At 61.0% G+C, this 6360-nt stretch carries 2 protein-coding genes and 1 pseudogene; 2 read left to right on the forward strand and 1 reads right to left on the reverse strand.

All coding sequences use genetic code 11. The features are described from left to right. Together ACDZ94_RS07900 and ACDZ94_RS07905 are read left to right on the forward strand one after the other, a co-directional pair. Positions 1-4197, forward strand: a pseudogene (locus ACDZ94_RS07900) (LapA family giant adhesin); the annotation flags it as partial. Between the two features lie 152 nt (positions 4198-4349). Continuing rightward, positions 4350-4688, forward strand: coding sequence for a hypothetical protein (locus ACDZ94_RS07905; RefSeq protein WP_064450089.1), 339 nt, complete (start codon positions 4350-4352; stop codon positions 4686-4688). A 142-nt stretch (positions 4689-4830) separates the two neighbouring features. On the opposite strand, the gene ACDZ94_RS07910 is transcribed toward ACDZ94_RS07905, so the two are convergent. After that, positions 4831-6360 (reverse strand): EAL domain-containing protein (locus tag ACDZ94_RS07910; protein ID WP_432751307.1); only part of this gene is annotated, 1530 nt, incomplete at its 5' end.

Here is a 6360-nt window from a genome sequence, read left to right on the forward strand (position 1 = left end):
GGTGCGACCGTAGGCACGGTGACCGTCCCTGCTCCGAGTGATGACGTGTTCATCGACAAGAGCGTCCAGACCGTCAAGATCACCGGCACTACCGGCGGTAACTTCGAGGGTGTGAGCATCACCCCAGGCGGCGCGACTACCACGATCAACGACACCATCGATGACGTGACCGTCTCGCTCAAGGCCACCGGTTCGGTCAATGAGGGCGGCCAGATCGTCTACACCGCCTCCCTGGTCGACAAGAATGGTGCAGCAGTGACCAACGTCGGTTCCGACTTGGTGGTGAAGCTGGATAACGGCTCGACCATTACCATCGGCAACGGCAAGTCCAGCAGCACCGTTACGGCTGTTGCGCCTAACGACGTGTACGTGGGTGCCAATGATGTCAGCACCAAGATCACTGGCGTAGTCAGCGGCGGCGACAAGTACGAACACCTGATCGTCGACGGCAGCACCGTGGTCACCAAAGTGACGGATGTAGTTAACAGCACCACCATCAGCATCACCGGCGACGCTTCGGTGACTGAAGGCGGCACTGCGCACTACACGCTGACCCTGAGCAACCCGGCACAAACCGATATGACCGTGACGCTCAAGTACAGCGGTACCGCCACCGACGGTTCGGACTTCAACGGCGTATACACCGTGAAGATCCCGGCCGGCTCCAGCAGCGTGCCGTTTAACATCGCCACGATCGACGACAAGATCACCGAGCCGACGGAACAGATTGTCATCACCATCGACAAGACCACCGGTGGCAACTTCGAGAGCCTGGTGATCGGCAATGGCAGCGTCAGCACCAACATCATCGACAACGATGCGCCGCCGGTTATCGACCTGGATGCCAACAATTCCAGCGGCGCCACGGGTGCCGACTATAAGACGTCGTTCACCGAAGGCGGCACTGGCGTGTCGATTGCTGACACCGATATCAAGATTACCGATCCGGACAGCACCCAACTGACCGGCGCCACCGTGGTGCTGACCAACACTCAGCAAGGCGACTCGCTGAACGTCACCAACGTCACCGGCATCACCGTGACCCCGACGACTGACCCTGCCACGGGCAAGATCACGCTGACACTGACCGGCACGGCGTCGCTGGCTGACTACATGCAGCAGATCAAGAACATCACGTTCACCAACAGCAGCCACGACCCGAGCACCACGCCGCGCGTGATTACCGTGACCGTGACCGATGGCGGCAACTACTCCAACGTCGCCACCACCACGATTAACGTCGTGGCCGTCAACGATCCGCCGGTAGCCACTGGCAGCGCCGTGACCGGCACTGAAGATACGGCGCTGGCACTGACCTGGGCCAACTTCGGCGTCACCGATGTGGACTCGCCACAAGCCAGCCTCGGCGTGAAGATCACCGACCTGCCGGTGGCCGGCAAACTGCAATACCTGGCGGCGGATGGCGCCACCTGGACCAACGTAACCGCTGGCCAAACCTTCACCAAAGCCCAGATCGACGGCGGCCAGTTGCGCTTCATGCCTAACGCCAACGAGTCCGGCACCAACGGTTATGGCGGCACCGGCATCGGCAACCAGCAGGCCGATTACGCGCAGTTCAAGTTCCAGCCGACTGATGGCAAGGACTTGGGCAATAGCGCCACGGTGAAAGTCGATATCACGCCGGTAGCTGACGCACCGACCCTGACTGTGGCCGACAACAACGTGAGCTCGATCGGCCTGATCAAGCAAAGCTGGAACAGCATCGCGGGTATCGGCACTAACGGTAACGGCGCGGCACCGGCCGACCTGAAAAACGCGATTGATAACGCCGGCACGCCGAACAGCAGCGGGGTCGTGACCAATGTCGAGTCCACCGCCAACGTCGCAGCAGGTGCAGGCTCGAAGATCTCCGGCCTGATGTACATGGAAGCCGGCAAGTCCTACACCTTCAGCGGTACCGGCGATGACAGCCTGGTGATCAACGTCGGCGGCAAAGATGTGGCCAGCGCGCAGTGGGGCACCAACAGCGGCAAGTTCACCGGCACTTTCACCCCGACGGTGAGCGGTTACTACAGCCTTGAGATCTACCACGCCAACCAGTCCGGCCCTGGCAGCTATGACGTCAACCTGTCGGTCAACGGCGGCGCGGTCCAGGACCTGAGCACCAGCGGCGTGCCGTTGTATACCGGTATCACTGACCTGACCAACGCCGGCGTGACCGTGTCCGACCTGCATGGCAGCAACGGTGACGGTTACTACGTGGGCTACAAGCTCAACGAAGGCCAGGAAAACGGCACCGTGAAGCTGTCCAAGGTCACCACCGCGCTGACCGACACTGACGGCTCCGAGACCTTGAGCGTGAAGATCGGCGGCGTACCGGCCGGTTCGGTACTGACCGATGCTTCCGGGCACACCTTCACGGCCACCAAGACCGTGGGCGAAGTCAACGTCACCGGCTGGGACCTGAGCACCCTGACGATCAAGCCGCCGACCTACTACAGCGGCCAGTTCAACCTGACCGTCACCTCGACCTCCACCGAAAGCCTCGGCGGTTCGGCCATCACCACCGCGCAATTGCCGGTCACGGTGTACCCGGCCACCTACAGCTCGGTGACGGGCACTTCGGGCAGTGACAACATCACCGGCACCGATGGCAACGACATCGTCGTGGCCGATATCGGCGGCCTGAACGTGGTGCAGGGCAAGAACTACAACATCGCGTTCATGGTGGACAGTTCCGGCAGTATGAGCACCACCTCGATCAACGCGGCGAAGGCGTCGCTGACATCGGTGTTCAATTCGCTCAAAGACAGCCTGGGCGCCAACACGTCCGGGAGTGTGAATATCTTCCTGGCGGATTTCGATACCCAGGTGAACAAGTCGGTCGCGATCAACCTCAACGATCCAAACGCTCTCGTCTTGCTCAAGGCGGTGCTGGATTCGATGGTGTCCGGCGGTGGTACCAACTATGAAGACGTATTCAAGACCACGGCCAACTTCTTCCAGAGCGGCCTGGCCACCGGCAACACCGGTGCCACCAACCTGACCTACTTCATCACCGACGGCCAGCCGACGTACTACCAAAGCGGCGAGCAGACCAACCCGACGCTGTATGGCAACGTCAAGTTCGATGATGTGGTGACCACCGCCAACTACACACCAGGCACGACGGTCGCCAAGTATCTGGACAGCACTCACTACTTCAGCATCGACTCCTCGGGCAATGCTGTACTCCAGACCCTGAGTGGCAACAGGTGGTACAGCAGCAATCTGGGCACTGTCCATGCCCAAGGTGACGGCACCTTCGAGCTGTCCAACCTTGCGGGCGCGGGCAGCAGCACCGACTCGGCGACACTGAGCAACGCCCAAAGCGCCTTTGCGCTGCTGGGTGGGCTGTCGCAAGTTGAAGCGATCGGCATCAACAGCGATGTCACCCTCAACGACCTGAAGCCGTACGACAGCGATGGCAAACCGCAAAGCAACATCGATCCGAAGGATCTGGCCAATGCCATCCTCGGCCACACCGAGGCAACATTGCCAGGCTCCGACACCATCAACGGTGGTGACGGCAATGACATCATCTTCGGCGACCTGGTGAGCTTCAGCGGGATTACCGGCGAGGGTTACAACGCACTGCAGGCCTTCGTCGCGCAGAAAACCGGTGTAGCCGTCTCGGCGGTGACCACCTCGAACGTGCATCAGTACGTGACCGAGCATTACGCAGACTTCGATGTGTCCGGCGCCAAGGACGGCAACGACACGCTGCTGGGCGGCACCGGTGATGACATCCTGTTCGGCCAGGGCGGCAATGACTACCTGGACGGCGGCAAAGGCAATGACATCCTGCTGGGCGGTACCGGTAACGACACCTTGATCGGCGGCCCGGGCAACGACATCCTGATTGGCGGTTCGGGGGCCGACACCTTCGTGTGGAAGGCCGGTGACATCGGCAACGATGTGATCAAGGACTTCAAGGCGTCGGAAGGTGACCGGATCGATCTCAAGGATCTGTTGAAAGGTGAGACGGACAGCACCATCGACAACTACCTCAAGATCACCACGGTAGAGGGCGTGTCGACCCTGCAAATCAGCAGCGAAGGCAAGCTCAACGCCGCCGGCGGCCTGGCCAACGCTGACGTGACGATCAAGCTGGAAGGCAACGATTGGTCGCACACCAGCATCAACTCGCTGATCAGTGGTGCCGACCCGACCATCAAGATCGACCACACCGCCTAAGCCTCGGTTTATCGGCCGCCCCCAGGGGCGGCCGATTTATTTGGACGACAGGTGGCTGGCCCTGGCGCAGGGTTGCATCGCATACTCGCGCCCATAAACACACCATTGACCTATGCTGGTGAACGCGTGTGGCTCATTTTCGAGGGTTTGTTATGTTTTACGTGCAACGTGATGCACAGGGTGCATTGAGTCGCGTGGAGGCCGCCGCCTTTGCCGAGTCGACCGAAACCCTGCCGGCCGATCACCATGAGATCCAGGCCTGGTACGCCAACGAAGTGGTGGAAACCAGCCTGGCGCAGCTCAAGCAGAGCGACCTGGAGATGATACGGGTACTGGACGACTTGATACAGGTGCTGACCCGCAAGGGTGTCATCAGCGTGACGGACCTGCCGCCGGCGGCACAGGCCAAGTTGATGGACCGTACCCACGCACGGGAAGCATTGGGTGGGTTGAGCCATTTGATCGATGATGAAGAGACTGGGTTGATCTGAACCCAAGAATTTCAACGGTAAGCTTGTGTGGGAGCCGGGCTTGCCCGCGATGCAGACACCTCGGTATGTCAGTCACACCCGAGGTGATGCAATCGCAGGCAAGCCAGCTCCCACATAAGCCTGCTTGCACATTAGGTTTGGGTTACTTCCAGGGCGCAGGCTCACCAAACAGTTGACCCTGCACGCCGAAAATCCCCATCTCGCGAATCACTTTCAACTCCCCCTCGGTCTCCACACGCTCGGCGATCAACGGCAGGTCGATGCTGTGGGCAGCGCGCTGGATCGCCTCGATAAACAGGCGCTTGTCGCTTTCCTGGTCGATGGCGCGGATGTAGCTGCCGTCGATCTTCAGGTACGCCAGGCCCAGCCGTGCCAGGTTGCCGATCATGCTGAACCGCCCACCAAAACGCTGCAGGCTCAGGGAGAATCCCAGCTCGCGCAGGCGCTGGGTCAACTGCTCCAGCAAGGCCTGTTCCGGCAATTGTTCTTCGCCGATTTCCAGGGTCAGGCGTGGGCCCAGGTTGCTGTGCTGGCGTAACAGTTCAAAAATCCGATTCAGCGCCTGAGCGTCCTGCAGGGTTGCGGCCGAGAGGTTCAGCGCCAGGCTGTGAGTGTGACTGGCCATCTGCTTGAGCACTTGCTCCAGCATCAGGCGGTCCAGGCGTGCGGTCCAGCCGAAACGTTCAAGCCACGGCAGGAAACGCCCGGCCGGGATCGTGTGCCCGTCTTCATCCTGCAAGCGCGACAGCACTTTGTAGTGCAAGACCAATTGCGGGTCCTGGCTGGCGACAACCGGTTGGAAGTACAGCTGGAAACGCTGCTGGGTCAGGGCCTGGTCCAACAGTGTGTGCCAGGCATGGTGATCGTCACCCACGCTGGCGGCGGCGCTGTGGTCGAGGCACACCCAACTGGTGTCGCCCTGCCCTTCGGCCTGGGCCAGGGCCTGGTCAGCCAGGGTCAACAAGGCCTGCGGTGAATCGCCATGGCTAAACGGCGCCAGGCCGATGTAGGCGACCGGCGTGACATCACTGGCGGCGGTCGCTTGAAGGCTGAGCAAGGTGCTTTCAAGGTTCTGCGCCAACTGCAGTGCTTCTTCACGCATCAGCCCCGGCGCCAGCACCGCGAACTCACCGCCACGGATACGGGTGACGAGGTTGTGGGTTTCCGGATAAGGCTCGCATTGGCGCAGCAGTTGTTCGCCGACCGCTTGCAGCAACTGGTCGGTGCGCTGGCCACCCAGGCGCTGGTTGAGACCGGCCAGGTCCTTGACCCGCAATAGCAGCAGATAGCCGGAGTTAGTCTCTTCCGGGTTGCTGACGCGCGCGTTGAGCTGCATCTCGAAATAACGACGGTTGGCGAGGCCGGTGAGGTTGTCCTGATAGGATTCGATGCGCAGTTTTTCGCTGCGCTCCGCTTGTTCCTGGAACAACGCCTTGAGCTTTTCTACCATCTGGTTCATGGCCTGCACCACGCGCCGCAGTTCCGGCGTGCGTGGCAGGTCAGGCAAGCTGAGGAACTCGCGACGAGCGATGGCGTGGGACTGCTTGACCATGTAGTCCAACGGCTTCAACTGCCGACGCAGCAACAACGCGCCAAGCACCGCACTCACCGCACCGCACAACAGCAACCAGCCAAGGCTGCCCAAGGCGCTTTGCCAGAGTTTGGCCAGGGC

Source organism: Pseudomonas sp. UBT, from assembly GCF_050915955.1.
Classification (GTDB): Bacteria; Pseudomonadota; Gammaproteobacteria; order Pseudomonadales; family Pseudomonadaceae; genus Aquipseudomonas; species Aquipseudomonas antarctica_A.